This is a genomic window from Acidiphilium rubrum, from assembly GCF_900156265.1.
In the GTDB taxonomy this organism is placed as follows: domain Bacteria; phylum Pseudomonadota; class Alphaproteobacteria; order Acetobacterales; family Acetobacteraceae; genus Acidiphilium; species Acidiphilium rubrum.
In genome coordinates this window covers 1-25,801 of the sequence record NZ_FTNE01000021.1, presented here as the reverse complement: position 1 = coordinate 25,801, position 25,801 = coordinate 1, and the positions used below count along the sequence as shown (strand labels likewise).

General features: G+C 65.2%; 23 protein-coding genes and 2 tRNA genes. 14 read left to right on the top strand and 11 right to left on the bottom strand.

What is annotated here, in order from left to right; translation table 11 throughout:
• Positions 1 to 4 precede the first annotated feature (4 nt).
• Entirely contained in the window at positions 5 to 700 is a 696-nt protein-coding gene (locus BW994_RS14025) for an ATP12 family chaperone protein (protein WP_029312463.1), read from the top strand.
• Between the two features lie 16 nt (positions 701 to 716).
• Positions 717 to 1,010, top strand: coding sequence for an acylphosphatase (locus BW994_RS14020; RefSeq protein WP_029312462.1), 294 nt, complete (start codon positions 717 to 719; stop codon positions 1,008 to 1,010).
• A 140-nt stretch (positions 1,011 to 1,150) separates the two neighbouring features.
• Here the strand turns inward: BW994_RS14020 and BW994_RS14015 are convergent, their stop codons facing one another.
• Positions 1,151 to 2,503, bottom strand: coding sequence for an ATP-binding protein (locus BW994_RS14015; protein WP_029312461.1), 1,353 nt, complete (start codon positions 2,501 to 2,503; stop codon positions 1,151 to 1,153).
• Positions 2,504 to 2,545: 42 nt separating this feature from the next.
• Complete coding sequence (locus tag BW994_RS14010; RefSeq protein WP_029312460.1) at positions 2,546 to 3,265, bottom strand: response regulator; 720 nt, start codon at positions 3,263 to 3,265, stop codon at positions 2,546 to 2,548.
• A gap of 425 nt (positions 3,266 to 3,690) precedes the next feature.
• Between BW994_RS14010 and BW994_RS14005 the strand changes: the two genes are divergently transcribed.
• From BW994_RS14005 to BW994_RS13985, 5 genes are all read left to right on the top strand, one after another.
• The gene (locus BW994_RS14005; RefSeq protein ID WP_029312459.1) at positions 3,691 to 4,821 is read left to right on the top strand and encodes a type III PLP-dependent enzyme; all 1,131 of its coding nucleotides are present in this window, start codon (positions 3,691 to 3,693) and stop codon (positions 4,819 to 4,821) included.
• Between the two features lie 60 nt (positions 4,822 to 4,881).
• Complete coding sequence (locus tag BW994_RS14000) at positions 4,882 to 5,604, top strand: dienelactone hydrolase family protein (protein WP_029312458.1); 723 nt, start codon at positions 4,882 to 4,884, stop codon at positions 5,602 to 5,604.
• A 1-nt stretch (position 5,605) separates the two neighbouring features.
• Entirely contained in the window at positions 5,606 to 6,799 is a 1,194-nt protein-coding gene (locus BW994_RS13995; RefSeq protein ID WP_029312457.1) for a hypothetical protein, read from the top strand.
• Positions 6,800 to 6,936: 137 nt separating this feature from the next.
• The gene (locus tag BW994_RS13990) at positions 6,937 to 9,930 is read left to right on the top strand and encodes a glycosyltransferase (protein ID WP_051657429.1); all 2,994 of its coding nucleotides are present in this window, start codon (positions 6,937 to 6,939) and stop codon (positions 9,928 to 9,930) included.
• Between the two features lie 209 nt (positions 9,931 to 10,139).
• Positions 10,140 to 11,207, top strand: coding sequence for an SGNH/GDSL hydrolase family protein (locus BW994_RS13985; protein WP_081849125.1), 1,068 nt, complete (start codon positions 10,140 to 10,142; stop codon positions 11,205 to 11,207).
• An 86-nt stretch (positions 11,208 to 11,293) separates the two neighbouring features.
• Here the strand turns inward: BW994_RS13985 and BW994_RS13980 are convergent, their stop codons facing one another.
• Together BW994_RS13980 and BW994_RS13975 are read right to left on the bottom strand one after the other, a co-directional pair.
• Complete coding sequence (locus BW994_RS13980) at positions 11,294 to 12,724, bottom strand: NAD-dependent succinate-semialdehyde dehydrogenase (protein WP_029312454.1); 1,431 nt, start codon at positions 12,722 to 12,724, stop codon at positions 11,294 to 11,296.
• Between the two features lie 32 nt (positions 12,725 to 12,756).
• Positions 12,757 to 14,082: an aspartate aminotransferase family protein gene (locus BW994_RS13975; RefSeq protein WP_029312453.1), complete on the bottom strand. Its 1,326-nt coding sequence runs from the start codon at positions 14,080 to 14,082 to the stop codon at positions 12,757 to 12,759.
• Positions 14,083 to 14,274: 192 nt separating this feature from the next.
• Here BW994_RS13975 and BW994_RS13970 point away from each other — a divergent pair, with 192 nt between their 5' ends.
• The 5 genes from BW994_RS13970 to gltX all read left to right on the top strand — a co-directional run bounded on the left by BW994_RS13970 (position 14,275) and on the right by gltX (position 18,956).
• Positions 14,275 to 15,120 (top strand): fumarylacetoacetate hydrolase family protein, encoded by an 846-nt coding sequence (locus BW994_RS13970; protein WP_029312452.1) that lies wholly within the window; start codon positions 14,275 to 14,277, stop codon positions 15,118 to 15,120.
• Between the two features lie 64 nt (positions 15,121 to 15,184).
• Entirely contained in the window at positions 15,185 to 15,628 is a 444-nt protein-coding gene (locus BW994_RS13965; protein WP_029312451.1) for a hypothetical protein, read from the top strand.
• Positions 15,625 to 16,707, top strand: a complete 1,083-nt coding sequence (locus BW994_RS13960; protein ID WP_408734954.1) for a quinone-dependent dihydroorotate dehydrogenase — start codon at positions 15,625 to 15,627, stop codon at positions 16,705 to 16,707. Before BW994_RS13965 ends, BW994_RS13960 begins: the two co-directional genes overlap by 4 nt.
• Positions 16,704 to 17,531 (top strand): TIGR01459 family HAD-type hydrolase, encoded by an 828-nt coding sequence (locus BW994_RS13955; protein WP_029312449.1) that lies wholly within the window; start codon positions 16,704 to 16,706, stop codon positions 17,529 to 17,531. The genes BW994_RS13960 and BW994_RS13955 overlap by 4 nt, the downstream gene beginning before the upstream one ends.
• A gap of 24 nt (positions 17,532 to 17,555) precedes the next feature.
• Positions 17,556 to 18,956 carry a glutamate--tRNA ligase gene (gene gltX / locus BW994_RS13950; protein WP_029312448.1) on the top strand — a complete coding sequence of 467 codons (1,401 nt, stop codon included), beginning with the start codon at positions 17,556 to 17,558 and terminating at the stop codon, positions 18,954 to 18,956.
• 71 nt (positions 18,957 to 19,027) lie between these two features.
• Here the strand turns inward: gltX and BW994_RS13945 are convergent, their stop codons facing one another.
• Positions 19,028 to 19,558, bottom strand: coding sequence for a DUF4142 domain-containing protein (locus BW994_RS13945; RefSeq protein WP_029312447.1), 531 nt, complete (start codon positions 19,556 to 19,558; stop codon positions 19,028 to 19,030).
• Between the two features lie 390 nt (positions 19,559 to 19,948).
• Between BW994_RS13945 and zwf the strand changes: the two genes are divergently transcribed.
• Positions 19,949 to 21,409 (top strand): glucose-6-phosphate dehydrogenase, encoded by a 1,461-nt coding sequence (gene zwf / locus BW994_RS13940; protein WP_029312446.1) that lies wholly within the window; start codon positions 19,949 to 19,951, stop codon positions 21,407 to 21,409.
• A gap of 269 nt (positions 21,410 to 21,678) precedes the next feature.
• Here the strand turns inward: zwf and BW994_RS13935 are convergent.
• The 5 genes from BW994_RS13935 to BW994_RS13915 all read right to left on the bottom strand — a co-directional run bounded on the left by BW994_RS13935 (position 21,679) and on the right by BW994_RS13915 (position 23,827).
• Positions 21,679 to 21,755 (bottom strand) — tRNA-Arg (locus BW994_RS13935).
• Positions 21,756 to 21,790: 35 nt separating this feature from the next.
• Positions 21,791 to 22,102 carry an ETC complex I subunit gene (locus BW994_RS13930; protein ID WP_029314317.1) on the bottom strand — a complete coding sequence of 104 codons (312 nt, stop codon included), beginning with the start codon at positions 22,100 to 22,102 and terminating at the stop codon, positions 21,791 to 21,793.
• A 19-nt stretch (positions 22,103 to 22,121) separates the two neighbouring features.
• A tRNA-Pro gene (locus tag BW994_RS13925) sits at positions 22,122 to 22,195 on the bottom strand.
• 44 nt (positions 22,196 to 22,239) lie between these two features.
• On the bottom strand, positions 22,240 to 22,725 hold the full coding sequence (locus tag BW994_RS13920) for a DUF192 domain-containing protein (protein ID WP_029314315.1): 486 nt from the start codon (positions 22,723 to 22,725) through the stop codon (positions 22,240 to 22,242).
• 16 nt (positions 22,726 to 22,741) lie between these two features.
• The gene (locus tag BW994_RS13915; protein ID WP_076454649.1) at positions 22,742 to 23,827 is read right to left on the bottom strand and encodes an arginase family protein; all 1,086 of its coding nucleotides are present in this window, start codon (positions 23,825 to 23,827) and stop codon (positions 22,742 to 22,744) included.
• A gap of 54 nt (positions 23,828 to 23,881) precedes the next feature.
• Here BW994_RS13915 and BW994_RS13910 point away from each other — a divergent pair, with 54 nt between their 5' ends.
• Positions 23,882 to 25,447, top strand: coding sequence for a peptide chain release factor 3 (locus tag BW994_RS13910; protein ID WP_456303724.1), 1,566 nt, complete (start codon positions 23,882 to 23,884; stop codon positions 25,445 to 25,447).
• Between the two features lie 61 nt (positions 25,448 to 25,508).
• Here BW994_RS13910 and BW994_RS13905 read toward each other — a convergent pair.
• Positions 25,509 to 25,801 (bottom strand): IS66 family transposase (locus tag BW994_RS13905; protein WP_139334116.1); only part of this gene is annotated, 293 nt, incomplete at its 5' end.

Genomic DNA, 25,801 nt, shown 5'->3' with positions numbered 1-25,801 from the left:
ACCGATGCGCCGGTTCTGGACCGAGGTGAGCGTGGCGGAAGAGGCGGCCGGGTTCGGTGTGCGGCTGGATGGCAAGCCGGTGCGGCTGCCGGGCGGGGCGGTGCTTGCGGTGGCGCATCGGCCGCTGGCGGCGGCGATTGCCGGGGAATGGCGGGCGGCCAATGCGACGGTGATTCCCGATGATCTGCCGCTGACACGGTTGGCGGGGGCGGCGATCGAGCGGGTGGCGCCGGACCCTGATGCGCTGCGGCGCAATCTGCTGGCCTATGGCGAGACCGATCTGCTGTGTTATCGCGCCGATGCGCCGGCGGGGTTGGCTTCACGCCAGCACGAAGACTGGCAGCCCTGGCTCGATTGGGCGGCGGAGCGGTATGGCGCGCGGCTCATGGTGACGCATGGTATTATGGCGGTGACGCAGCCGGCGGCGGCGATGCAGGCGTTGGCGGGCGCGTTGGCGATGCAGGATGAGTGGGCCTTGGCGGGGCTTGGGGTCGCGGTGCCGGCGCTGGGCAGTCTGGTGCTCGGGCTGGCTTCGGTGGGCGGTGCGATCGATCCGGCGGCGGCGCATGGATTGGCGAGGCTCGACGAGGCGTGGCAGGAGCAATCCTGGGGGATCGATGCAGAGGCGGCGGTTCGGCGCGAGGCGGTGGCGCGCGACGTTGCATCGGCCGTGGAGTTCGTTACTCTGACGCGTGCATGAGGGTGGCGTTCGACGCATGATCGCGAAATCGCTGATACTGACGGGCCGGGTGCAGGGTGTCGGGTTTCGCGACTGGATGATGGTGCGGGCGCGCCGGCTTGGTCTGGCGGGCTGGGTGCGAAACCGCCGCGATGGCAGCCTGGAAGCGCTGGTGGCGGGCGATGCGCCGGCGGTGGAGGAATTGCTGCGGGCGTGCCGGCGCGGGCCGCCGGGGGCGGAGGTGGTGACGGTGACGGAGGATTTCGCGGAGCCGCCGGTGGAGCCGGGGTTTGTCAAACGGCCGACTGCGGCGGTGGCGGGTCAGGGGTAGGAAGGCTTCTTTTTTGTAAAAAAGAAGCAAAAAACTTTCGAACTCTGTGGCACGGGCGTTTTCACGGGCACGAGCCCAAATTACCAAAGTTTTTTTTGCTTCTTTTTTGTTCACAAAAAAGAAGGCTCTTTGCCTTTCCCTTACGTCGGCAAATACACGCTGGCGATGAGGCCTTTGCCGCCGGAGCGGTTGGCGAGGGTGATGTCGCCGCCGTGGGCGCGGATGGCGTTGCGGGCGATGGCGAGGCCGAGGCCGGTGCCGCCGGTTTCGCGGTTGCGGCTGTTTTCGACGCGGCGGAAGGGTTCGAACACGCGTTCGAGTTCGCCGGGGGGGATGCCGGGGCCGTCGTCTTCGATGTCGATGCGCAGGGTGTGGCGATCGGCGTCGCGCAGGGTGATGCGGGCACTTTCGCCGTATTTGACGGCGTTGCCGATGAGGTTGGCGAAGGCGCGTTTCAGGGCGAGGGGGCGGGCGCGCAGGATGCTGTGGGGTGGGCCGGCGTAGCGCAGGGCTTCGCTGCATTCGGGGGCGATATCGGCGGTTTCGTCGATGACGGTGCGCAGGAGGATGGCGAGGTCGACCGGGACGCTGGCTTCGGTTTGGGCGACGTCGCGCCAGAAGGCGAGGGTGGAGGCGAGCATGGCTTCGAGTTCATCGAGGTCGCCGAGGAATTTTTCGCGTTGGGCGTCGTCCTCGAGGAATTCGGTGCGGAGTTTGAGGCGGGTGATCGGGGTGCGGAGGTCGTGGCCGATGGCGCTGAGGAGGAAGGTGCGGTCTTCGACGAAGCGGCGGACGCGCGAGGCCATGGTGTTGAAGGCGATGGCGGCGGTGGCGATTTCGGTGGGGCCGCTTTCGGGGAGAGCGGGGGCGTGCTGGATGTCGCGGCCGAGTTGTTCGGCGGCGTCGGCGAGGGTGCGGACCGGGGCGGTGAGGCGGAACACGGCCCAGAAGATGAGGATGGCGCCGAGGCCGAACATGACGAGGAAGGCGGTGGCGAAGCCGGGGGTTTCCCAGGGCGGGGTGGGGTGGAACGGGCTTTCGATGGTCAGCCAGCCGCCATCGGGCAGGCGGAAGCTGAGGACGGAGCGGGGTGGCGCGACCGAGCCGCGCATGACGACGTTGCGGGGGCGGTATTCGGGCGGGATGGGGAAGGCGAGGATGGAGCCGCGGATGATCTGGCGCGAGGGCAGCGGCAAGGGGAAGGTGCCGGAGAAGGGGGGGATGGGGTCGAGGGTGATCTTGTCGCCCTTGAGCCCGGTTTCGGCGGCGACGATGGCAGGGCGGCGGTCGGGCGGGGCCATGGCGATGCGGCGGTAGAAAATGGCGTCGCGCGTCGCGATTTCACGTTCGGCAATGATGTTGTTCAGCCCAATCTGGTTGATCGTGTGGATGCCGAGGCCGATGGCCTGGACCACGGCGAAGCCGGCGAGCAGGGTGAGGGCGGTGCGCCAGGCGAGGCTGGCGGGCCAAAGCCGAAGGCGGTTTTTATACATGCGAGGGGCGCAGACGGTTTTTATACATTAGAAAGGTGTTGGTCAGACGCGGTCGACGGTGGCGGCGAGGACGTAGCCGCCGCCGCGCACGGTTTTGATGAGCTGGGCGTTGCGGCCGTCGTCTTCCAGTTTGCGGCGCAGGCGGGAGATCGCGACATCGATCGCGCGGTCGAACGGGCCGGCCTGGCGGCCGCGCAGCAGATCGAGCAGCATGTCGCGGGTGAGCACGCGGTTGGGGCGGTCGAGCAGGGCGAGCAGCAGGTCGTATTCGCCGCCGGTGAGGGCGACATCGGTGCCCTGGGGATCGACCAGACGGCGGCGCGCGGTTTCCAGCGACCAGCCGGCGAATTGGTAGAGGCGGGCGGGGGCTTCGCGGCCGCGGTCTTCGCCTTCACCGACGCGGCGGAGCACGGCGCGGATGCGGGCGACCAGTTCGCGCGGGTTGAAGGGTTTGGTGACGTAATCATCGGCGCCGAGTTCGAGGCCGATGATGCGGTCCGGCTCCTCGCCCATGGCGGTGAGCATGATGATCGGCACCTGGGTTTCGGCGCGCAGCCAGCGGGCGAGATCGAGCCCGGATTCGCCGGGCAGCATGAGATCGAGCACGACGAGTTGGTAATGGCCGTTGAGGAAGGCGCGGCGGGCTTCACGGCCATCGCGCGCGGCGGTGACACGGAAGCGCTGACGCTCGAGGAAGCGGGCCAGGAGATCGCGGATTTCCCGGTCATCGTCGACGACCAGGATGTGCGGCATGGTTTCCATGGCTGTTACAATAGCGCGGTGTTGCGGGTTGGGGCAGGGCGGATATCGTGTCGTTTTGTTTCGGGGGTGGTAGGGGAAGGTCAGGAAGTACTTCTTTTTTGTAAAAAACAAGCAAAAAACTTTTTTTGATCTGGGGCGTGGGCGGTTTCGCTGGCACGGGCTCAGGCGAAGAAGAGTTTTTTTGCTTCTTTTTTTGCAAAAAAAGAAGTGCTGCCTTGCCCTGCCTGAATTGTCACTTGCATTCCTGATCGGTTTGGGTCTAACGCAATTCCACGCAGCAACGCACGTGCCTCTGCCTCCGGTTCGGGGGTTACGCAACGACGTCAAGCGTTCTGGCATCCGTCTGGTCGCTGGTTCGTTCGACCGTTTCGCAACCCGCTTTGCGCCTGATCGCAAAGCCTCTGACCTGGGAAGGGAGTGGGTTCATGACCCCGAAACTCGCCCGTTTTATCGATTCCGGTGTGGTTGCCACGCCGGCGATACTTGTTGATCTCGATCGTGTGGCTGCGAATTTCGCGGCGCTGCGCGCGGCGTTGCCGGATGCCGCGATCTATTATGCGGTGAAGGCCAATCCGGCGGCGCCGGTGCTGGATCGGCTGGTCGGGCTCGGCTCGCGGTTCGATGCGGCGAGTATCGAGGAAATTCGCGCGTGTCTGGCGGCGGGGGCGGCGCCGGCGGCGCTGAGTTTCGGCAATACCGTCAAGAAGCGGAGCGCGATTGCCGAGGCGTTCGCGCGCGGGGTGGATTTGTTCGCGTTCGATTCCGATGAGGAATTGGCGAAGATCGCCGCGGCGGCGCCTGGGGCGAAAGTGTATTGCCGGTTGGCGGTGAGCCAGGACGGGGCGGATTGGCCGCTGTCGCGCAAATTCGGCACGACCGGCGCGCATGCGCGGGATTTGTTGCTGGCGGCGCGGGATTTGGGGTTGGTTGCGCATGGCGTGTCGTTTCATGTCGGCAGCCAGCAGACCGGGGTGGGGGCGTATCAGACCGCGATCGGCCAAGCGGCGATGGTGTTTTCGGATTTGCGGGCGCGCGGGATCGATCTGCGGCTGCTCAATCTGGGCGGCGGGTTTCCGACCCGGTATCGTGAGGATATTCCGCCGATCGCGGCGTTCGGCGACGCTATCATGGCTTCGGTGCGGGCGGCGTTCGGCAATGATCTGCCGGATTTGCTGATCGAGCCGGGGCGGGCGATGGTGGGCGATGCGGGAGTGGCCGTTTCTGAGGTGGTGCTGGCGTGCAACCGGCGCGAGGATGATGATCGGCGCTGGGTGTATTTGGATATCGGCCGGTTCGGGGGCTTGGCGGAGACCGAGGGCGAGGCGATCCGCTACGCGATCAGCGCGCCGGGCGTCGGCGGTGACGAGACGCCGGCGGTGCTGGCCGGGCCTTCGTGCGATGGCGTGGATGTGATGTATCGCGAGACGCCGTATCGGCTGCCGGCCGCGTTGAAATCGGGTGATCGCGTGCTGATCCATGATACCGGCGCCTATGTTACAAGTTATGCGAGCCAGGGGTTCAATGGTTTCCTTCCGCCGCAGGAGCACTATCTGTAGCTGGGATGCGCTGCCCTGGTTGGGCGGCGCGCTGTTTCAACTTGTGCTCTGGGAGCTTGCATGACCGACAAGATTACGACGACCACCGGCAGTATCGAGATCAAGGCGGCCGATGGCGCCGGCAGTTTCAAGGCGTATACCGTGACACCCTCGACCAAGCCGACCGGCGCGGTCGTGGTGATCCAGGAGATTTTCGGGGTGAACGACGCGCTGCGCGCGACCTGCCACGAGATTGCCGAGATGGGCTATATCGCCGTCGCACCCGATCTCTTCTGGCGCCAGGAGCCGGGCGTGGATATCACGGATAAATCCGAGGCGGAGTGGAAGCAGGCGTTCGCGCTGATGAACGGCTTCGATCAGGACAAGGGCATCGAGGATCTGAAGACGACGCTCGATGTCGCGCGGCATCTGCCGGGGTGCAACGGCAAGGTTGGGACCGTGGGGTTCTGCCTCGGCGGGCGGCTGGCGGTGATGATGGCGACGCGGTCGGACGCGGATGTCAATATTTCGTATTACGGCGTGATGCTTGATAAATTGGTGCCGGAATTCGGCAACATCAAGCATAAGTTGCTGGTGCATATCGCCGAGCAGGACGAGTTTGCCAATGCCGAAGTGCGCGCGGCGGTGCTGGCGGGGGCCGAGGGCAAGCCCGCGATCGAGACGCATGTGTATCCGGCGGTGCAGCACGCCTTCGCGCGGGTGAACGGCGTGCATTACGATCGGCGCGCCGCCACCATCGCCAACGGGCGGACGGCCGAGGCGCTGGTCGCCGCACTGGGCTGAGATGATCGGCCGCCGCGCGCTGCTCGCCGGGGTGGTGATGGCCCCGGCGGTGGGGCGCGCGGCGGGTGGGGTTTCGTTTGTGGATGGGCTGGTGGGCGGGATGCGCCGCCAGCTCGATGCGCTGCCGCCGGGGCCGGCGCTGCTGGCGAGCTATCCGGACCGGGTGGCGAATGCGGCGTTCGCGCGGTTTGCGCCGGCGAACGATCAGGCGGCCTATACTTATGACAACGCCTTGGCCGGGCTGGCGCTGCTGGCGGGTGGCCATGCGCTGCATGCGGCGCGGATTGCCGATGCGCTGGAGCTCGCGCAGGCGCATGATCCGAATTACACCGATGGGCGGTTGCGGAATGCGTATCGGGCCGGGCCGGTTGCGATTCCGGTGGCCTTGCCGGGCTGGTGGGATGGGGCGGCGAACCGATGGGCGGAGGACCCGTATCAGGTCGGCAGCGAGACCGGGCCGATCGCCTGGGCGATTTTGCTGTGGACGGCGCTGCGCGATGCCGGGGTCAACAGCGATCGCTACGATGACGCGGCGGGCAAGGCGGCGGATTGGATCGTGGTGAATTGCCGTGGCGCGCACGGGTTCACCGGCGGGGTGTTCGGCTTTCCGCCGCAGCAGGATCGGTTGACCTGGGTCAGCACCGAGCAGAACACCGATTGCGCGGTGGCGTTCGGGCGGTTGGGCCGGCGGGCGGCGGCGGCGCATGCGGCGGCGTTCGTGCGCGGCATGCACGATCCGGCGCGCGGGTTGTTCGGGGCGGGGCTGACGCCGGCGGGGGCGCGCAATGGGCTGATCGCGGCGGATGCCAATCTGTGGCCGTATCTGGCGGGGCTGGGTGATGAGGCGGTGATCGCGCCGATTCTTGCAACCCTGGGTTGGCCGCGGGATCGGCCGGCGGGGATCGGGTTCAGTGCGGCGAGTGAGGGTGTCTGGACCGAGGGGACCGCGTTTGCGGCACTCGCGCTGCACCTGGCGGGGGACGCTGCGCGCGCGGGGCGGTTTTTTGCAACCGTGCGCGGCGAGGCGGCGCCGGATGGGGCGCTGTTCACCACGCCCGCCAAGCAATTGGCGACCGGGCTGCGGGTGGGGCCGGGGCCGGATGCGGAGATTTTCAACTATTATCGGGTGCCCGCGCTGGCGCCCGCGGCGTGGGCGGCGCTGGCGATGCTGGGGGTCAATCCGCTAGGGCGCTGAGGGCGATGCGGCGGCTTGCGCGGTGCGACATTGTGCTTGCGCGCTGGCGGGATTTGTTGTTTTGTTGCCTATATTATTAGATCGGGCGCTTTCATTTGTCTCAATCAGCAGCAGAATTATTACATTCCGGTACTGCAATGCGACCGGCCTGGGCGGTGTTTGACCCCGGCTGGTATCTGGCGGCCCATGCCGAGGCGCGGATCGCCTGCGGGAACGATGCCACTATCGCGCTCGACTATTATCTGCGGACTGGCTGCCGCCTCGCGCATAGCCCGAGTCCGCTGTTCGACGAGCGGTTCTATCTTGACCAGAATCCGGATGTGGCGGCGCTGGTGCGGGCGGGGCAGTATCGTTCGGGGTTCGACCATTTCTGCCTGCACGGGCATCGCGGCTTGTCACCGCACTGGTTGTTCGACGATGCGCTGTACGGCCGCCTGTATATCGACATGACGCTGGAGAATCTGGATGATCATGGCTGCCGCGGCCGCTACGACCACTGGTTGAAATCGGGGCAGCGTGAGACGCGGATCGGTCATTTCATGTTCGACCCGAATTATTATCGGGCGCGGGTGATCGAGGCGGGGGTTTCGCTCGATGAGCTCGATCGGTTCGGGCCGTTCGTGCATTATGCGTACAGCCTTTATGGGGCGGCGCCGGAACTGGCGTGCTCGCCGTATTTCGCACCGGATTGGTATCTGGCGGCGCATGAATCGGCGCGCAGCGCGATCGAGGCCGGGCGCGTGCGCAATGCGTTGCACCATTATCAGATGATCGGCGAGCGCGAAGGGTTCGATCCGGTGCCGGATTATTCGGAATCCTATTATCGCGATGCCTACCCCGATATCGGTGCGGCGATCGAGGCGGGGCATTTCATCAGCGGCTATCGGCATTTCGTGCAATACGGCGCGTTCGAATTGCGCCGGCCGCGTGGGGATATCGACCTGCTTTATTATCGCGACATGAACCCGCGGGTGCGCGATGATCTGAACAGCGGGCGGGTGCGCGATGCCTTCGCGCATCTGCGGATGATCGGGCATGCCGAAAAACTGCCGTTCTGCCCGCCCGAGCGGGTGCCTGATCTGTCCGAGCCGGCGGCGAAGCAGTTGTTCGAGGTCAAGGCGCGCAACCAGATTGCGCTGTTCGCCCGCCACCGGCTGGATTTCACGCCGCATGGCGACCCGGTGCTCGCCGTGGTAATGGTGCTGTTCAATAAATTCGAGCTGACGATGCTGGCCCTGGCATCGCTGCGGCAGAATTTCGCCGGGCCGATGCAGCTCATTATTGTCGATAACGCCTCGGCCGACGACACGCGGCGGCTGGAGACCTACGTGCGCGGGGCGACGATTATTCACAGCGCCGAGAATCTGGGGTTTCTGCGCGGGTGCAACCTGGCACTCGCACAGGTGAGCGCGCCGGCGCTGCTGTATTTGAACAATGATGTCGAGCTTGGGTTCGGTGCGGTGGCGGCGGCGATGGCGCGGCTCGGCAGCGCGGCGTCGATCGGTGCGGTCGGCGGCAAGATCGTGCGGACCCACGGGCGGTTGCAGGAGGCGGGCTCGATCATCTGGGCGGATGGCAGCACGGTGGGGTATCTGCGCGATGCCTCGCCGCTGGCGCCCGAGGCGAATTTCGTGCGCGATGTCGATTATTGTTCGGGCGTGTTCCTGCTGTGCCGCACCGATCTGGTCAAGCGGCTCGGCGGGTTCGATGAGGCGTTCCAGCCGGCCTATTACGAAGAGGTCGATCTGTGCGTGCGGATGATCGAGGCGGGGTTTCGCATCGTCTATGATCCGGATGTGCTGGTGCATCATCTGGAGTTCGGCAGTGCTGCCAACACCGAGGCGTCGATGGCGCTGATGCGGCGCGGGCGGCGGATTTTCAAGCGCAAACACGCGGCGTTTCTCAAGACCAAATTCGACTGCGCGGTGGATAATATCATCAAGGCGCGCGCGCTCGATGGCGCGGGCCGGCGCATTCTCTACCTCGAGGATACGGTGCCGGTGCGCCGGCTCGGCTCGGGTTTCGTGCGGGCGAACGATGCGGTGCGCGCGATTGCGGCGGCCGGCTGGCGGGTTTCGGTGCTGCCGATCAACGGCGCGCGGCACGATATCATGAGCCTGTTCGGCGATCTGCCGGACCGGGTCGAAGTGCTGCACGACCGCACGATTTTGTCGCTGCCGCACCTGCTGGCCGAGCGGGGCGATTTTTTTGACGCCATCTGGGTGTCGCGCACGCATAATCTGGATCGCACGCTCTCGATTTTCACCGAGGCCGGGATCGATCCGCGGCGGATTCCGTTCGTGCTCGATACCGAGGCGATCGAGGCGGCGCGCGATGCGGCGGCGGCGGCGCTCGATCCGGACCGCGCGGATTTCGACCTCGATGCCGCCCTGGCGCATGAATTCCGCAACGCGCGGCTGTGCCGGCACGTGACGGCGGTGAACCAGGCGGAGGTCGATCTGCTGCGCGGCTTCGGGCTCGACCCGGTTTCGGTGCTCGGGACGATCCGCGATCTCGACCCGACGCCGCGCGGGTTCGCGGCGCGCGAAGGGCTGCTGTTCATTGCCAGCATCCATCAGACCGACAGCCCGAATTACGACAGTCTGCGCTGGTATCGCGACGAGATACTGCCGGTGCTGACCGCATTGATGGGCACGCCGCCGGTGCTGACGTTCATTGGCTATACCGCGCCCGATATCGATCTGACCGAGTTCGCCGGGCATCCGTATATCGATGTGCGGGGCAGCGTCGATGATATCCGACCGGCCTATGACAGCCATCGGTTGTTCATAGCACCCACCCGCTACGCCGCCGGCACGCCCTACAAGGTTTACGAAACCGCCTCGTTCGGGTTGCCGTGCGTTGCGACCGATCTGCTGGTGCGCCAGCTCGGTTGGGATGCCGGCGTGGAGATCGCGGGCGCGGCGGTGGCGGATGCGCGGGGCTTCGCGGCGGCAATCGCGCGTCTGTACGGCGATGAAGACGCCTGGCGGGCGATGCGCGAAGCGGCGCTGCGGCGGTTGGAGCGCGAGAACGGGCGCGGTCAGTTCGAGACGGTGGTGCAGGGGATTCTCGATGACGCCTTGCGGCCGATGGCGAAACGGCGGGCGCGGTTGCGGGCAGTGGGATAGAGGGCTGGGTGAGACAAGACTTCTTTTTTGTAAAAAAGAAGCAAAAAACTTTTATTTATCTCGGTCTTGTTGATTTTGCGTTTGTTGGCTTCAATTTGTTTGGTACTGTATTGCTTTGACGATTGAGCGCCGATAGTATTGTTAAAGTCTGTGCTGAGATGCGTTAAAATAACGAAAAATCTAAAATTAATCATAGTGTGGGGTCGGATATGAAATCAAGAGTGTTCCTGGGGCGATGCCTGTCGGTTGCGCTGATTGCCGCATGCAGTATCGGATCGGCCTCGGCGGCGGCGTATAGTGGGTTGTATGTGTTTGGCGACAGTCTGTCTGACGTTGGCAATGTTTCGCTTGCGACCAGTGGTGCGGAACCGGTTTCGCCACCCTATTCGAACGGGCGGTTTAGCAACGGCAATGTGTGGGTGCAGGATGTGGCGGCGTCGCTTGGGCTGGGGCCGGTGACGGCGAGCATCGCCGGGGGGAATGATTTCGCGGTGGGTGGTGCCGAAACCGGCCAGACGCCCGCCAACCTTTATACCAGTTCCAATCCGTTCCAGCAGGCAAGCGACCTGACGGCGCAGCTTGCCGCGTATAATCAGCGCGGATTAGCGGCGCAGCCGAACGCGCTTTATACGCTGTGGATTGGTTCGAACGATATCGATTCATTAGTGGTTGCCTTGGCCACGGTGCCTTTGACCCAGCAATCGGCCTATATCGCGAATGATTTCGCGGCGATCCTGGGGAACATCACCAAAGTTGTCACCGGTCTTGCACAGGACGGGATGAAGAATCTCCTGGCGTTGAACGTGCCCGATCTGGGCAAAACACCCCGTGCGACTTCGAATGGTGTGTCCGCTGCCGCTTCGGCGTTATCGGCGGCGCTTGACCAGAGTTTGGCGCTGACGCTCGGCCAGCTTTCGACCAGCGAGGGTTTCAAACTCAATCTCGTGGATACTTACGGCGCGATCGACGCGATCACGAACGCTCCAGCCGCCTATGGCCTTACCAACGTAACGAGCCCCTGTTGGACGGGCACATTTACCGATCCTGCGTCGGGCACGGTCTGCGCCAATCCCAATCAATATCTGTTCTGGGATGGGCTGCATCCCACGGCGGCGGGGCATCAGATCGTGGCCGATGGGGTTTTGACGCAGGTGCCGGAACCGGGGAGCGTGGGGTTGCTCGGAATTGCGGTGGTTGGCTTGCTGTGGGTGAAGGCAGGCAAGCGGAAGGGTTCTTTTTTGCAAAAAAGAACCAAAAAACTCTCATTAGCTGGGTGATAGCCCATTACGACGCCAACGCCCAAGACCCAGCGAATAAAAGTTTTTTGCTACTTTTTTACAAAAAAGTAGCCTTCTTTTGCCCGCTAAGAAGCCTGCGTCACAAACTTGGTCGCCAGATACGCATCGATCGCTTCGGCGCCGCCTTCCCAGCCGTAGCCGCTGTCTTTCATGCCGCCGAACGGGGTTTCGGGCAGGGCGAGGCCGTGGTGGTTGATCGAGATCATGCCGCTTTCGATCCGGTGCCCGAGGGCGGTGACGGTGCGGGTCGAGCGTGAGTAGGCGTAGGCGGCGAGGCCGTAGTCGAGCCGGTTGGCTTCGGTGATCGCGTCATCGAAGGTGGCGAAGCGGTTGACCAGGGCGAGCGGGCCGAACGGTTCCTCGTTCATCACGCGGGCGGTGGTGGGGATGTCGGTCAGCACGGTCGGCTGGAAGAAATAGCCTTTGTTGCCGATCCGCTCGCCGCCGGTTGCGAGTTTGGCACCGTGGTTGCGCGCATCCGCGATGAAGGCTTCGAGGGCGGGGATGCGGCGTTCGTTGGCAACCGGGCCCATTGTGGTGTCGGGTGCCAGACCATCGCCCACCTTGATTTTGGCGATGGCGCCGAGAAAGCGTTCCATGAACCCTTCGTACACGCTGTCCTGCACCAGGAAGCGGGTGGGGGCGACGCAGACCTGGCCGGCGTTGCGGAACTTGTTGGCGGCGAGGATTTTGGCCGCGGCATCGAGATCGGCGTCCTCGAACACGATGGCGGGGGCGTGGCCGCCGAGTTCCATGGTGGCGCGCTTCATGTGGGTGCCGGCGAGGGCGGCGAGGTGTTTGCCGATCGCGGTGGACCCGGTGAACGAGATTTTGCGGATGGCGCGGTGCGGAATGAGGTATTCCGAAATCTCGGCGGGGATGCCGTAGACCAGGTTGAGCACGCCGGCGGGCAACCCGGCATCGGCGAAGGCGCGGACCAGTTCGGCGCAGGAGCCGGGCGTTTCCTCGGGGCCTTTCAGGATCACGGCGCAGCCGGCGGCGAGGGCGGCGGAGACCTTGCGGACGGCCTGGTTGATCGGAAAGTTCCACGGCGTGAAGCAGGCGGCGATGCCGACCGGTTCCTTGACCACCAGTTGATAGATGCCATCGGCGCGGGCGGGGATGACGCGGCCGTAGGTGCGTACCGCTTCCGCCGCGAACCAGTCGATCACGTCGGCGGCGAGCATGGTCTCGCCCTTGGCTTCGGCGAGCGGCTTGCCTTGTTCCATCGTCATGATCGGCGCGATGGCTGCCGCGCGGTCGCGGATCAGGCCAGCGGCCTTGCGCATCAGGGCGGCGCGGGCGTGGGCGGGTGTGGCGCGCCAGGTGGCGAAGCCGGTTTCGGCGGCGGCGATCGCGGCATCGAGATCGGCGATGCCGGCGTGGGCGAGCGTGCCGATCACCTCTTCGGTGGCCGGGTTGATCACATCGAGTGTTTTGCCCGAAGCGGCGCCGGTCCATGCGCCGCCGATATGCAGCAAGACGTCTTGGTACATCTGGTTTGTTCCTGTTCGTGTGGCTGGAGGCGTCAGACCGTCTTGAGCACGGCGCGCAGGCCGTCGAACATTTCGTCGAGCTGATCTTCGGTGGTGATGAACATGGGCGAGAAGATCACGGTATCGCCGGTGACGCGCAGCACGAGGCCGTGCTCGAACGCCTTGCGCAGAATGGCGAAGCCGCGCTTGCCGGGCGTGCCGTCGGCTGCGAGATCGACCGCGCCGAGCAGGCCGTAGCCGCGGGTATCGATCACCATCGACAAATCGCGCATTCCGGCGATCCGTTCGAGGAATTTGGGGGCGAGGGCGGCGGCGCGGCCGAACAGATCGTCGTCGCGGTAGATTTTCAGTGTGGCGAGGGCGGCGGCGCAGGCGACCGGGTGGCCGGAGTAGGTGTAGCCGTGGAAGAACTCGATCGCGTCCGGCCCGGCGGCATCGAGGATGGTTTGCTGGATGTCTTCGCGCACCGCGATTGCCGCCATCGGGATGTTGCCGTTGGTGATGGCCTTGGCCATGGTCATCATGTCGGGCGTGACGCCGAAGGCATCGGCGGCAAAGGCGTGACCGGTGCGGCCGAAACCGCAGATGACTTCATCGAAGATCAGCAGGATGCCGTGCTTGTCGCAGATGGCGCGCAGGCGTTCGAGGTAGCCCTGGGGCGGCACCAGGATGCCGGTGGAGCCGGCGATCGGCTCGACGATGCAGGCGGCGATGGTATCGGCGCCGTACAGGTCGATCATGCGTTGCAGATCATCGGCGAGGTCGATGCCGCCGTGTTCGCCCTGGCCCATGGTGAAGCGGTTCGCCTCGATATGGGTGTGGCGCATGTGCGACACGCCGGGCAGGCCGAGGCCGAACGCGTCGCGGTTTTTCACCATGCCGCCGACCGACCAGCCGGCGAAATTCACGCCATGATAGCCGCGCGCCCGGCCGACGAAGCGTTGGCGTTGGCCCTGGCCGCGCACGCGGTGGTATTGGATGGCGACTTTGAGCGCGGATTCGACCGCTTCCGATCCGCCGCCGGCGAAGAACACGCGGTTGAGTCCGGCGGGCAGCATCTGGGCGAGTTCGTGCGCGAGGCGGAAGGCGCCGGGCACGCCGTATTGGAACGGTGGCGCGTAGTCGAGTTCTTCGAGCTGGCGGGACACCGCTTCGCGGATTTCGCGGCGGCCGTGGCCGGCGGGTGTCGTGTAAAGGCCGGAGACGGCATCGAGCAGTTTTTCGCCGGAGGTATTCCAGTAATGCACGCCCTCGGCGCGGGCGATGATGCGCGGCGCTTCGTGGAATTGCTTATTGGCGGTGAACGGCATCCAATGATGGATCAGCGGATCGTTCGAACGGGCGGCGGACTGGCTCATGGGGGTGTCCTTGATGGGGTACGATAGCTTAATATTTTTAACGATCGTACTGCAAGGGTAATTTCGGCCCATAGACGCGGGTGAGGCGTGTCGATTATTCTCATCACCGCTATGAAGCGGTGAGGTGGCCCCTTGGCTTGCTCCGCGCGGCGCTTTAGAAGCACTTAATAAATCAGGGACAGGAGCGATCCGATGAAATTGTTTCGACATGGCGCGGCCGGCATGGAACGGCCCGGAATTCTCGATGCGGCGGGCGTGAAGCGCGATTTGTCGGCGCATCTGCCGGTGCTCGATGGCGCGGCACTCTCGCCGGCCTCGCTCGCGCGGCTGGCCGCGATCGATCTGGCGAGCCTGCCGGTGGTGGCCGACGATGTGCGGATCGGCGCGCCGGTGCCGCGCCCGATCAATTTCATCTGCATCGGGCTGAACTATGCCGATCACGCGGCCGAAACCGGGGCGGCGATTCCCAAGGAGCCGATCGTGTTCATCAAGGCGGGCAGCGCCTATAACGGGCCGTTCGACGATGTCATGATTCCGCCCGGCTCGAAGGAGACCGATTGGGAGGTGGAACTCGGCGTGGTGATCGGCACCGCCGCGTCTTACGTGTCCGAGGATGATGCGCTCGATCATGTCGCCGGGTATTGCGTGATCAACGATGTCAGCGAGCGCGAATACCAAACCCGCCGTGGCGGCACCTGGGACAAGGGCAAGGGCTGCGCGACGTTCGGGCCGACCGGGCCGTATCTTGTGACCCGCGATGAGGTGCCCGATCCGCAGGCGCTTGATATCTGGTGCGAGATCGACGGCAAGCGGATGCAGAACGGCAATACCAAAACCATGATTTTCGGCGTGAAGACGCTGGTCTCCTACGTCAGCCAGTTCATCGCGCTGATGCCGGGCGATATCATCGCAACCGGCACGCCGCCGGGCGTCGGCATGGGGGTCAAGCCCAACCCGATCTTCCTGCGCCCGGGCCAGACCATGAAACTCGGCGTCGCGGGGCTGGGCGAGCAGATGCAGCGGACGATCGGCGGCTAAGCTTAAGCAGACGTTAATGTTTGGCCCTGTTGTCGGCAGGGCCAGCGTCCAGTAAAGGCCGCGCATGCGCCGCATCCTCATCCCCATCGTATTCGTCCCGCTTGCCCTGGCCGGCTGCATGCTACCCGGCCGCAAGCTTATCTCGCCCTATCCCGACGCACCGTCGCTGGTCGATGTCGCGGCGCTGACCAAATTCGATGGTCAGCTGCCGTTGGTGACGATTCCCGAAGGCACGCAGAACTGGGCACCGGCGGTGCGCTATGCGGTGAACGCGGCGCTGAAAATCAATCCGAAGGCGCAGTTTCGCGTCTATGTGACCGGGCCGGCGGCGGCGATTCCGAGCGATACCGAACTGGCGATGGCGAAACTCGCACCCGAGGCCGCGCAGGTGGCCGATGCGATCGCGGCTGATGGTGTGGCTCCCTCCAACGTGTCGCTCGGTGCCGGCACGGCGCTGGCGCATGTGACGGCGCCGACCGCGCCGGAGATCGTGGTGTTCGCGAAATAATGGCGCTCTCCGCGGTCGCGGCGCCCTGGCTGCGGCAGTTGGCACCCGAGACCGCGCATGACGCCGCCATCGCCGCGCTGCGCTACGGGTTGGCCGGCAGCCAGAGCATCGCGGCCGATCCCAGGCTCGCGGTCACCGCGTTCGGCCGCACCCTGGCCCATCCGATCGGTCTGGCGGCCGGGTTCGATAAAAACGCGGTCGCCTGCAATGGGCTGGCGCGGCTCGGTTTCGGGTTCATCGAGGCGGGTACGGTCACGCTGCGCGCGCAGCCGGGCAACCCGAAGCCGCGCCTGTTCCGGCTCGATCAGGATGGCGCGCTGATCAACCGCATGGGGTTCAACAACGCGGGGATCGAGCCGTTTGTGGCGGCGCTGCGCCGGGTGGATCGGTCGCGCATTCCGGTCGGCGCGAATATCGGCATCAACAAGGAGGGCGCCGCGCCGCTGGCGGATTACCCGGCGCTGGTGCGCAAGGTGGCGCCGCATGCCGATTACATCGTGATCAATGTGTCCTCGCCGAACACGCCGGGCTTGCGCGATTTGCAGTCGGTCGATCGGCTCGATGCGATTCTGGACGCGGTGGCACGCGAGACGGGGGGGCGCGAGACGGGGGGGCACCCGCCGCTGTTCGTGAAGCTCGCGCCCGATCTGGATGAGGCGGTGCTGCCCGATCTGGTTTCGCTGGCGGTGGCGCGCGGCCTGGCCGGGCTGATCGTCAGCAACACCACGCTCGCGCGGCCCGCTGACCTCGCCAGTGCGGCGCGCGGCGAGGCGGGTGGTCTTTCGGGCGCGCCGCTGTTCAATCGATCGACGCGGATGCTGGCACGCGTGCGGCTGCTGGCCGGTGGCCGGCTCACGCTGATCGGCGCGGGCGGTGTGGCGAATGCAGAACAGGCGTTCACCAAATGCCGCGCCGGGGCGGACCTTGTGCAGATTTACACCAGTTTCGTCGCACAGGGCCCGGCGGTGATCGGGCGGATCGTGGCCGGGCTGGGCGGTCTGCTCGATCGCTACGGCTGCGCGCGCCTGTCCGACATCACCGGGCGGGATGCCGATCGTCTGGCGGAGCTGACACCATGAGCATCGCCGATCTGGCCGCTGGCTATGATGGGTTCATCGTTGATCTCTGGGGCGTGGTGCACGACGGGGTGCGGCCCTATCCCGGCGTGATCGCAGCACTGGCGGCGCTGCGGGCGGCGGGCAAGCGGGTGGTGTTTCTCTCGAACGCGCCGCGCCGGGCGGCCGCCGTTGCCGCGTCGCTGGGTGAAATGGGCATCGCGCCCGGCACTTATGACGGCGTGGTGACCAGCGGCGAGGTGGTGCGGCGCGCGCTGGCGACCCGCGCCGATCCGGATTTCGTATCGCTCGGCGCGCGCTTCGTGCATCTCGGCCCCGCGCGCGACCGCAATTTGTTCGAGGGGCTCGACCTGATTGAGGTGAGCGTACCGGCCGATGCCGATTTCATGCTGAACACCGGCCCGGATGATCTGGCCGCGCAGGACGATTCCGCCGCGTTCGACGGGCTGCTGGCGGAATCACTGAAGGCCGGCCTGCCGATGGTGTGCGCCAACCCCGACCTCGAAGTGATCCGCGACGGCCGGCGCATCGTCTGTGCCGGGCTGCTGGCCCAGCGCTACGAGTCCTGGGGCGGGCGGGTGATCTGGCGCGGCAAGCCGGACCCGGCGGTCTATGCGCCCACGCTGGACCTGCTCGGCACCGCGCGCGATCGCAGCATTGCGTTCGGCGATTCGCTGCGCACCGATATCGCGGGCGCGAAAGCCGCCGGCATCGCCTCCGTGCTGGTGTTGACCGGAATTCACGTCGCCAGCCCGGAACAGGCGCGCCGCGACTGCGCGCAGGCGATGCTCGACCCTGTCGCGATTCTGCCGGGGTTCATCTGGTAGGCAAACCGTGATACCGCGCAGCGCATGACAATTCGCGTTCGCTTCGCCCCTTCGCCCACCGGCATGCTGCATATCGGCAGCGTCCGCACCGCGCTGTTCAACTTCCTGTTCGCCCGCCACCACGGCGGCGACTTCCTGCTGCGCGTCGAGGATACCGATACCGCGCGCAGCACGCCCGAAGCGACGCAGGTGATCTTTGACGTGCTGGCCTGGCTCGACATCACGCCGGATGCGCCGCCGGTGTTCCAATCGACCCGTTATCCGCGCCATATCGAGGTCGCGGAGGCGATGATCGCGGCCGGCACCGCGTATCGCTGCTACTGCTCGCGCGAGGAACTCGCCGCGATGCGCGCCGAGGCCGATGCCGCGAAAAAACCCTTCCGCTACGATGGCCGCTGGCGCGATCGTGATCCGTCCGAAGCGCCGGCCGGCATCGATCCGGTCATCCGCCTCAAGGCGCCGCGTACCGGCGAGACCATCGTGCGCGATCTGGTCAAAGGCGAAATCCGGGTGCAGAACACCGAACTCGACGACATGATCCTGGTGCGGTCGGACGGCACGCCGACCTATCTGCACGCCGTCGTGGTCGATGATCACGACATGGCGATCACCCATGTCATCCGCGGCGACGATCACATGACCAACACGTTCCGCCAGGTGCAGATTTTCGACGCGATGGGCTGGACGCGGCCGGAATTCGGCCATCTGCCGCTGATCCACGGGCCGGATGGCGGCAAGCTCTCCAAACGCCACGGCGCCGTCTCGACCTTGCAGTTCCGCGACGACGGCTATTTGCCCGAGGCGCTGTGCAACTATTTGCTCCGGCTCGGCTGGGGGCATGGCGATGCCGAAATCCTGTCGCGCGCGGATCAGATCCGCTTGTTCGACCTCAGCGGCGTCGGGCGCGGGGCGGCGAAAATGGACTACGCCAAGCTGCTCCAGGTCAACGCCGTCTGGGTGCGCGCCGCCGAACCCGACCGGCTGACCAAACTGGTGATCGACCGCATCGAAGCCGATACCGGCGGCCCGATCGGCACCATCGCCGCCGGGCGCATCGCGGAAATGATGCCGCGCTTGCAGGAACGCGCCCGGACCATTGTGGAACTCGCCGAATCCGCGATGTTCCTGGTGCGTGACGTGCCGCTGCCCTTCACCGCCAAGGCGACCGCCCTGATCACCGAGGACGCGCGCGACGATCTTTCGGCGCTGCTGCTCGATTTTGCCAAAACCGACTACACCGCCCCGACCCTCTACGCCGCCATGGTCGCCTACGCCGCATCGATCGATAAAAAACTCGGCAAGGTCGCCGAACCGCTGCGCGCCGCCCTGACCGGCAGCACCACCAGCCCGCCGATCGACGCCGTGATGCAGGCGCTCGGCCAGCACGAGGTCGAGCGCCGGGTCTTCGCGGTGCTCGCGGAATAGGCTGCGCGGCCGGGACCACACGCCCAAACGTAATCAACCGGCGACCGGGCGGCCCGGTCGCCGGCTTCGGATTACTCGCCGGTGCCTTCGGGCAGCGCCGCGCGCAGCATTTTCAGGTTCTGCTCGACCAGCGGTGCGGTTTGCGCCGCCACTTGCTTGAACGTCGGGTTCACGCCGTTCTGAGCCTCGTCCTGGAACACGGCCAGCGCGCTTTCATGGCTCGATATTTGATCGCGGATGAAAGCGACCGACAAATTCGGCTGCGGCCGGTAATTCAGCGTGACCAGCTGCGCCTTCAACTCCGTCGGCAGCGTGTTGGGCAGGCTCACGTTGTTCTCGGCAGCCTGGGCGCGGATTTTCGGCGCGTATTCCATGGCGTCGGCGCAGATTTTGTTGACCACCGGCACAACCTGCGGCTCCAGCGTGTTTTTCTGCACGAAAGTGCAGGCATTCAGATCGAAATGAACCAGTTGATAGGCGGTGGTGATGAAGTTGAGGTCCTGCGGCGTTAACGAACTCGACTGCGGTCCTTGCGCGGTCGTCGAACAACCGGCGAGAGCCAGCAACGCGGCGACAACCCCGTAGCGTGCGGATAATTTCATTGAACGGTCTCCCTTACGGCATGATCCTTATGGGTTCCGACGCGCAACCCCAGCCCGCCGTCACGCCATCGGCCGAGCCTCTATCGATATAGTCGCAAATCAAACGCGATAAGTGAAGAGTCTATATCGCAACCGGATGAATACAGGGTCGCTTGTGTGACAAATATGGCGATCCCCGTAAATGGCCGCGGGCATGACCGCGCGCATTTGTATTTTATAAACGAACGCGCGCTACACTGCCGCAATCCGCCGCGCCCGACCCCCTTCCTTGACCTCGCCGCGAAATAACGGGAGTCTCTGCTGCGGCGCAACGTGGCAAAGGATGACCGAAACGATGCTCGACCCCACCCCACCCCACCGTATTTCCGCGCGCCGCACAGGCGCCACACGATGAGGCCGATCCCCCCGGGCGTCGGTCCCGCCCGGCCGCAGATCGTCGTGCTGTTCGGCGCCACCGGCGATCTCTCGCGCCGCAAGCTGCTGCCCGGCCTGTTTCAGCTCTGCAGCGCCGGCTTCATCCCCGGCTGCCGGATCATCGGCGTCTCGCTCGATGATATCGACGCCGATGGCTTTTGCGTCATCGCCCGTGAATCGCTCCGCGAATTTTCGAGCCGCCCCGTCGCCGATGCCGCCTGGACCGCGTTCGCCGCAACGCTCGACTACGTCACCCTCGCCGCCGGCCCCGAATCCTTGCGCAACGCCGTGCTGCGCGCGGAGCAAAGCCTCGGCGCCGAAGCCCAGCGCGTGCACTACCTCAGCGTGCCGCCCAACGCCGCGCTGCCGGCCGTCCGCCTGCTCGCCGAAGCCGGCCTGGTCGAACGCTCGCGCATCATCATGGAAAAACCGTTCGGCACCGATCTCGCCAGCGCGGTCCTGCTGAACGCCCGCCTGCACGAAGTCTTCACCGAAGATCAGATCTTCCGGATCGACCATTTCCTCGGCAAGGAACCCGCCCAGAACATCCTCGCCTTCCGGTTCGGCAACGGCCTGTTCGAGCCGATCTGGAACCGCAACTTCATCGATCACGTCCAGATCGACGTGCCGGAAACCCTCGGCCTCGGCAAGCGCGCCGGCTTCTACGAACAGACCGGCGCCTACCGCGACATGGTCGTCACCCATCTGTTCCAGATCCTCGCCTTCATGGCCATGGAACCGCCCACCGCCCTCGAACCGGCACCGATCAGCGAGGAAAAAAACAAGGTCTTCCGCAGCATGCTGCCGATCGAGCCGCGCAACGTCGTACGCGGCCAATATACCTCCTACCGCACCGAAGACGGCGTCGATCGGGAATCCGACACCGAAACCTTCATCGCCCTGAAATGCCTGATCGATAACTGGCGCTGGGCCGGCGTGCCGTTCTTTCTGCGTACCGGCAAGCGCCTCGCCGAAGGCCAGCGCATCATCTCCATCGCCTTCCGCGAACCACCCAAAAGCATGTTCCCCGCCGGCTCCGGCGTCGGCGCGCAAGGCCCCGATCACCTCACCTTCGACCTCGCCGACGCCTCCAAAATGTCGCTCTCCTTCTACGGCAAACGCCCCGGCCCCGGCATGCGACTCGATAAACTCTCGCTCCAGTTCGCCATGCACGACACCGGCCTGGTCAGCGAAGTGCTCGAAGCCTACGAACGCCTCATCCTCGACGCCATGCGCGGCGATCATACCCTGTTCACCACCGCCGAAGGCATCGAACGCCTGTGGGACGTGTCCAAACCCCTGATGGAATCCCCCCCACCCGTCCGCCTCTACGAACCCGGCTCATGGGGCCCAAAATCCATCCACCAACTCATCGCCCCCCACGCCTGGCGCCTGCCGTTCGAACGCGCCTGGCGCGGCCAAACCACCATCGCGTGAGATTGGGTGGGGTGGTGGCCTGGGAGCAAGCAAGGCCAGGGGCTCTGCCCCTGGACCCCGTTAAAGGCGGAGCCTTTAAAATCCATTAGTTTTAGGCAAGGGGAGGGCGACCCAGGCCAGATCGACGGAACCACCGAGGCAGCGCCCTCCCCTTGCCTAAAACTAGCGGGTTCTAAGGGCTCCGCCCTTAGTGGGGGTCGAGGGGGCAAAGCCCCCCGCCTTGCTGACTCACGAGCCCACACCCCGCCCAATCTCGCACGACGGTGGGGTGGCGACCCCGGCGTGGCTCGAACACGCAACATCCCGCTTAGAAGGCGGGTGCTCTATCCAGTTGAGCTACGGGGCCGTTGCTGGGATCAATTGCTGGTGGTGTGATTGGCGTCAATGGGTCCAGTTGGCGCGGCGGTCGAACTTGAAGTTATCGGCGTAGGCTTTGGGTTTGCGGGTATGTTCGGTGGGGATTTCGAGGTCGTAGGCGATGCCGTGGCGTTCGGCGTAGCGTATGGCTTCGTCGCGTGTATCGAACGACAGGCGCACCTCGGTTGCGAGCATATCGGCGGAGCCGGTCCAGCCCATCAGCGGGTCGATGGTTTTCGCCATGGCGGGTTCGAATTCCAGCACCCAGCGGTGGGTTTTTGCCCAGCCGGACTGCATGGCGGTTTTCGGCGGCAAATAGATGCGGGCGCGGTTCATATCGGTTCCTCGTAAAGCATCGGGGCGCCCGGACTCGAACCGGGGGCCTCTTGTACCCAAAACAAGCGCGCTACCAGGCTGCGCCACGCCCCGAATGATCCGCTTCCTATGCCGGGTGCGGCTTCAGCGCAAGCAACTTACTTGTCATCGCCGAATTGCTTGCCGATCACTTTGTCCCCCACGTCGATATCGTCCTTGGCGGTGATGCCGCCCTGCAATTCCAGGGTTGCCGCGACCGGCACGTGGCTCGAAATCACCCGCAGGCTCTCCGGCACGGTTTGATTGGCGATGTGGCGGATGGTGCCGTGTGGCCCGATGAACACCATATCAAGCGGGGCGAGGGTGTTTTTCATCCACATTTCGGAGACCTGCGGCGGGTTCCAGGGAAAGATCATGCCTTGGTCGGCCGCGATGGTTTTGCGAAACATCAGGCCGATTTCCTGCTGGCGCGGCGTCATCGCCTGTTCCACCTTGAAGGTGAAGCGCTTGCCGTGCTGATTGACGATGGTCAGCGTTTCGGTCGCCAGCGGCTTCTGCGGCCCGGTGATTTCATTATCGGCGTGGGCGATGCCGATACCGCCGATCACCACGCAAGTCAGCACAAATCCAGTTAGTCGCTTCATCGATCCACTCCAAAATTCAGGCGGCCAGCGCCCGAACCGCCGGCCGCACCGCCAAGTCTTGCGGCGGATCGGCCAGCGCGGTCAACCAATGCGCCGGTCGCGGCCGCGCCGCGCCCCGAAAATAGCGTATCCCGGCCAGAACGTCCAAGGCCGCCGGCGGCAGGGTTGCGGGGATTGGAACATCGTTCAGCACCGCCCAGATCCCCGCCCAGGCGCGCGCCAGCGCATAGGGATTATAGCCGCCGCCGCCCAGCACCATCAGGCGCGGCGCCAGAGGCCGCACCGCCGCCACCGCCGCCCATAACCCGTGGTTCGACAGCGCCAACCGGCTCATCGCGTCATCAGCCAGCGCATCCGCCCCCGGCAGCAGCATGATCGCCTCAGGGCGGAACCGTTCGATCATCGGCACGATCGCGCGCGCCATCACCCAGCCAAGCTCCGCATCGTTGAACCCTTCCGGCACGGGAAAATTGATCACCCCGCGCGCCGTATCCGTCGCGATGCCCGTGCGCGGCCATCGCCCGGCTTCATGCACGCTGATGGTCAGCACCCGCGTATCTTCCGCAAACGCGGCCTCCACCCCATCGCCGTGATGCGCATCCAGATCGAGGTACACCACCCGCCGCAGCCCCTGATCGAGCCAGGCCAGAATCCCCAGCACCGCGTCGTTGATGTAGCAAAACCCGCTCGCCCGCGCCGGCCAGGCGTGATGATTGCCCGCACCCGGCACCTGCACCACCCCACCATCCGCCGTCAGCGCCGCCGCCAGCATCGCGCCCCCGGCCGAGGTCGCCGGCCGCCGGTACACCGCCGGGTGAATCGGGTTCGCATCCGCCCCGATCCGAAACCGCGTCCGCAGGTCATCCGGCAACCCTTGCTCCGCCTCCGCCCGCATCAGCGCATCGATATAATCGGGTGCGTGAAACCGCTCCAACGCGCGCCGATCCGCGAGCGGTGCAGCGACGAACTGCCCATCCCCCAACCACCCCATCGCCCGCGCCAAATCCTCCGCCAGCGGCGCGCGCAAGGTCGCCAGCGGATGCGGCGGCACCGCAATCGGCTCACGATAGATATCGGCACTGACGAAGCGGGCAGGGGTCACTGGCTTTCCCTACACATTGCCGCCCCCGGTTGCTATAACACAGCGATGGACGACATGACCCTGATCCCCGAACACGCCACCACCCAGGGCACGCTGCCGCGCCGCACCTTCGCGATCATTTCGCACCCCGATGCCGGCAAGACCACGCTCACCGAAAAACTCCTGCTGTTCGGCGGCGCCATCCACGAAGCCGGCATGGTCAAGGCCCGCCGCGAGCGCCGCAACACCCGCTCGGACTGGATGGCGATCGAACGCCAGCGCGGCATCTCCGTCACCTCCTCGGTCATGACCTTCACCTGGCACGATGTCGTCTTCAACCTGCTCGACACGCCAGGGCATCAGGATTTCAGTGAAGACACCTACCGCACCCTCACCGCGGTCGATGCCGCGGTCATGGTGATCGACGCCGCCCGCGGCATCGAGGCGCAGACCCTCAAGCTGTTCGAAGTCTGCCGCCTGCGTGACATCCCGATCATCACCTTCATCAATAAAATCGACCGCGAAGGCCAGGACCCCTTCACCTTGCTCGATGAAATCGCCAGCACCCTGGCACTCGATGTCTGCCCGATGGTCTGGCCGATCGGCATGGGCGGCCTGTTTCGCGGCTGCTGGAACATCGCCGAACACCGCCCGATCGGCCGCGTCTCCCCCGAGGGCGAGGTCTTCGCCCCCGTCACCGTGCCGCCCGAGCAGATGGCCGAAGTCCAGGACGCAATCGAACTCACCGGCGCCTACCCCGCGTTCGACGAAACCGCCTTCCGCGCCGGCCACCTCACCCCCGTCCTGTTCGGCAGCGCCCTGAAAGACTACGGCGTGGTCGAACTCCTCGCCATGCTCTCCCAATTCGCCCCGGCCCCCACCACCCAGCGCGCCGAACCTCACCCCGTCGCCGCCTCCGACCCCAGCGTCACCGGCTTCGTCTTCAAGGTCCAGGCGAACATGGACCCCAACCACCGCGACCGCATCGCCTTCACCCGCATCTGCTCCGGCCGCTTTCAGCGCGGCATGAAACTGTTTCACGTCCGCGCCGGCAAAACCATGGCGATCCAGGCGCCCATCTTCTTCTTCGCGCGTGACCGTTCGCTGGCCGAGGAAGCCTGGCCCGGCGACATCATCGGCATCCCCAACCACGGGTCCTTGCGCGTCGGCGATACCCTCACCGAAGGCGAACCCCTCCGCTTCACCGGCATCCCCAGCTTCGCCCCCGAAATCCTCCGCCGCATCATCCTCGCCGACCCGATGCGCGCCAAACAACTCCGCCGCGCCCTCGAAGATCTCGCCGAAGAAGGCGTCGCCCAAATCTTTCGCCCCATGCTCGGCGCGGACTGGATCGTCGGCGTCGTCGGCGCCCTCCAGCTCGACGTCCTCGCCGCCCGCATCGACACCGAATACAAAATCCCGATCCGCTTCGAAGCCTCCCCCTACACCACCGCCCGCTGGATCACCTCAACCGACCCCAAACGCCTGAAAGACTTCATCGACGCCAACCAATCCACCATGGGCCTCGATCGTGACGATAGCCCGGTGTTCCTGGCCCGTGATACCTGGTCGCTGCGCTATGCGCAGGAGCGCGCGCCGGAGATTCACTTCTCGGCGACGCATGAGACGTCGGTGGCGTAAAAGGCAAAGCAAGGCGTTCTTTTTTGCAAAAAAGGTAACTGCCCAGGTCTTTTGACCGGGATCAGGCCAATTTGAGTTGGGCGATTAGGACGTTTGGATGCGCATTGATTGCGTTCAGCACGTCCCATTGCTGTTTTTTGGCGGTCGAGAAGAACGAGCGGATAACGGCGAAGTCCTCGGCGCCGGTTACAGCGCGGAAGCCGCCGGAGATTTTTTGGCGCAGCTTCATCATCCGGCCATCGCGCTCGGCAAGATTGTTGGTGAACGGCACGGCCGGGTTGGACAGGAAGCGCAGCACGTCCGGCTTGCGTGTGCTCAGACGCAGCAGGAGGTTATGACCGACCCTGCGCGGTA